Consider the following 2019-nt stretch of genomic DNA (forward strand, 5'->3'; position numbering starts at 1 on the left):
TGCGTATGCCCAACAACTGGCAAACGCCGCTATCATCAACCCTGGATTCTAAACCCGGCCGCTACTCAGGACGGGGGGACGTCGTCGGCAAGCCTCCGGGTTCCTATCTGATCAATGTCTATCGCTGGCGGAAGGGTGTGATGCAGAAGATTGATCAGCATGAAGCGCCTATCGAGCGCATGGGCATCAATTTGTCGGGAACGGGGAATTGGGGCTTTCGTCATGCTAACAAACCTGTGACCTATCTGTCTTGGGATGATATTGCTTATGTGACAAGGCAGCCCAGTTCCGGCCCTCCAAAACTGATTTCCGACTTTTACAAGAAGCGCGATTACGCGGTTTGTAAATAACCACCTAAACATTAAAAGGATGATATGCCATGGATTTTAGCAAGGCACAGTTTGATTATGCATTGTTGGCGGCGAATGTGTATGGAGCTAAATCAAGTGTCAGAACCGAGATGAATACGATTCAGCTTCTAGATGAGCGGCCGCAGCTTGCCGAAGTCGTGTCTATGGCGGAATAAACGGTGGAAGTTATTGCAATGAATAAAGTGCTTTCACGTAATATAGGCGGTATTGCGTGAAAGCATTCCGATTGAGCCGGGTGCGAGGTGTGAGTGGTTCCACGAAAGCAATTTCAAAAGGGGACGAGGCGATGAGGATGCTTAGATGGGCAATGATTTTAGGGCTGGCGGGAGCCGCTTTGATCAGTGGTTGTAGCAACAAGGACACCATGCGCTGGAAGGAGCAGGTATGGCTTAGCGATGGGCAGCGTATTGATGTGGATCGTTATTCTGTGGCGTTAAAAAGTGGTTTCCCCAATACGAACGATGGTCCTCCTATCTATCAGGAAATCACTTATTCGCCGTTGGGGGTGCACTGGTCTGCTAAGACTGCGGACGTGGTCCCGGAAATGCTTTCTTTTGATGTAGTTAACAATGACGCCTATCTAGTGGTCGCTATCACTGATAAGAAAGAAAAGTTCTGCGTGGGCAAGCCTTCGGGAACCTATTTAATTGAGGTCTATCGATGGCGCAAAGGCGTGATGCAGAGGGTCGATCAGCAGCAGGCGCCTATCGCGCAGATGGGAGTTAATTTGTCTGGAACCGGGAATTGGGGGGTTCGCCATGCGGATAGGCCCGTGACCTACCTGTCTTGGGACGATATTGCTTATGTAACGAGGCAGCCAACTTCTGGCCCTCCAAAATTAATCTCTGAGTTCTATAAGAAACGCGACTACGCGATTTGTGACTAATATTTAATTGTATAAGAAGGATGGATTGCCATGGATTTCAATAAAGTGCAGTTTGATTATGCTTTACTGGCGGCTAATGTATATGGAGCGAAATCTGGTGTTAGAACGGAGTTGAATACGCTCGGGCCCCCAAATGGATGGATCCAGATAGCCGAATCCGTATCGGTGACAGGGTTCATGGCTAGAGCCTACCAAAACGCTGCTACAGGCGAGGTGGTCGTTTCGTATGCTGGGACGACAAATGAAGAAGGCGCCACGTTGAACGACTGGCTGTCGGGCAATCTTCCGGCAGGCTTGGGGGCAATCTCTCAGTCATTGGAGGCGGTCGTTTTCTATCTGGATGTCCTTAAGCTGCAAGACGTGGACCCGGGCAAGACCAGTTTTACCGGGCATTCCCTCGGTGGTGGCCTTGCGTCATTGATGGCAGTCTATTTCGATAAGAAGGCAATTGTCTTCGACCAAGCGCCGTTCGAGTTGTCGGCGGCCTCATTTACTTACGATGCATACGAAGCGATATTGGAGCTTGCTGGCTATACAATTCCACAGGCGTTCAAAGATTACGATCAACTTGAATACAAGGCGCGGAAAGCCAATGTGCAGCAGATCGTAGTAGCTGGGGAGGTGCTTAGCTATGCGACAGACAATGCGTTCAAGATAAATGACGGCAGTCCGCTCGTGCTAGGGAAGGTCTGAACAACGAGACCTGACAGGGCGGAAGGTGGCGTCGTTCCGAAGAGTGGCTTTTGGAACTTCGGAATTTCG

The 2019-nt window shown here is 50.0% G+C and carries 3 protein-coding genes and 1 pseudogene; all 4 read left to right on the top strand.

The genetic code is table 11. The features are described from left to right. Positions 1-350 (top strand): annotated as a pseudogene (locus XcodCFBP4690_RS22035) (hypothetical protein); the annotation flags it as partial. Between the two features lie 29 nt (positions 351-379). Beyond that, the gene (locus XcodCFBP4690_RS22860; protein ID WP_167394756.1) at positions 380-526 is read left to right on the top strand and encodes a hypothetical protein; all 147 of its coding nucleotides are present in this window, start codon (positions 380-382) and stop codon (positions 524-526) included. A gap of 56 nt (positions 527-582) precedes the next feature. Next, on the top strand, positions 583-1257 hold the full coding sequence (locus XcodCFBP4690_RS22040; protein WP_244183778.1) for a hypothetical protein: 675 nt from the start codon (positions 583-585) through the stop codon (positions 1255-1257). A gap of 30 nt (positions 1258-1287) precedes the next feature. Then, entirely contained in the window at positions 1288-1950 is a 663-nt protein-coding gene (locus XcodCFBP4690_RS22045) for a Tle-like phospholipase domain-containing protein (RefSeq protein ID WP_244183779.1), read from the top strand. Positions 1951-2019 lie beyond the last annotated feature (69 nt).

Source organism: Xanthomonas codiaei (assembly GCF_002939785.1).
In the GTDB taxonomy this organism is placed as follows: Bacteria; Pseudomonadota; Gammaproteobacteria; order Xanthomonadales; family Xanthomonadaceae; genus Xanthomonas; species Xanthomonas codiaei.